Annotated in this window: 1 protein-coding gene; it reads left to right on the forward strand. The window is 44.5% G+C overall.

What is annotated here, in order from left to right; all coding sequences use genetic code 11:
- The coding region (locus ACFSCZ_RS18935; protein ID WP_380776502.1) for a transposase at window positions 1-1,223 on the forward strand (1,223 nt) is incomplete at its 5' end.
- Window positions 1,224-1,245 lie beyond the last annotated feature (22 nt).

Here is a 1,245-nt window from a genome sequence, read left to right on the forward strand (position 1 = left end):
AATACCATATTCCTAAGTCACTTGCGTTTCGGAGTTATGAAGCCATTGAAGAATTGCCAAGAGGGAAACAGATGCAGGTGGATTTTGGGGAGATGAGGGTTAAAACCTTCGATGGAAAAACGATGACACTATATGTCATTGCCTTTGTCCTTTCCCACTCGCGCTTTAAATATGCCTATTGGCAGGAACGGCCATTTACCACCCGGGATGTCCTGCGTTGTCATGAAAAGGCGTTTGAATATTATTGCGGAATGACCGAAGAGATTGTCTATGACCAGGACAAGCTGATGACAGTCAGTGAAAATGGGGGCGATATTATCTATACAGAAGAATTTCAGTCGTATAGGCAACAAAGAGGATTCCGTATCTACCTTTGTCGGGCTGCAGACCCTGAATCAAAAGGAAAGATTGTGAACGTGGTGAAATTCATCAAAGGAAACTTTGCGAAGAATCGGGTGTTTTATCAGATAGATACCTGGAACGAGCAGTGCCTGGCCTGGCTTGAAAGAAAAGGAAACTACCAGGTGCACAATACAATAAAAAAGAGACCTCTCGAAGTGTTCGCCCTGGAAAAGCCACACTTGCGAAAAGTCTCCTCCCTGCTTTCTTTCGAAAGCAACCATGGATCTAGTATAACAAGGACAGTGCATAAGGACAACATCATTAAATATCAATCGAACCGTTATTCTGTTCCGTTGGGAACGTATAAGCCACACGGAGATAACATCGTTCATGTCCGGATTGAGAAAGATGAGCTGATCATTGAAAAGACTCCAGAAGGTGAGCTTTTGGCTGTTCATCCCCTTTCCAAAGGAAAGGGCCGGTTGATCAAGAATGCACACCATTCCAGGGATAGATCCAAAGGTATACAAGCATACATGGATACGGTCAAAGCATCCTTTGAAGACAAAGAAAATATTCAACAGTTTCTTGAGGAGATTCATCAACGTTTTCCAAGGTACATAAGAGACCAGCTTCAGATTCTTCAAAGGACCGTAAAGAATTTTCGTCCGTTCATCCAGCCAGCCCTGAATGTTTGTATTGAGAAGGGCTTGTGGAGCGCCAACGATTTTCATGACGTGGCAAAGCACGTGGCCAGAATCCAAGGGCATCAGGACGCAATCTCTGATATTCCGGGATCCGGGGCCATTTCCGAGTATTACAACGAAAAAGCTTCCGTCAGGGAACTGGATGGCTACCTGAAGATCTTGGGAGGTGCCTGAGATGGATTTTTCAGTCGAAGAT

This window comes from Siminovitchia sediminis, from assembly GCF_042680885.1.
Classification (GTDB): Bacteria; Bacillota; Bacilli; order Bacillales; family Bacillaceae_C; genus Siminovitchia; species Siminovitchia sediminis.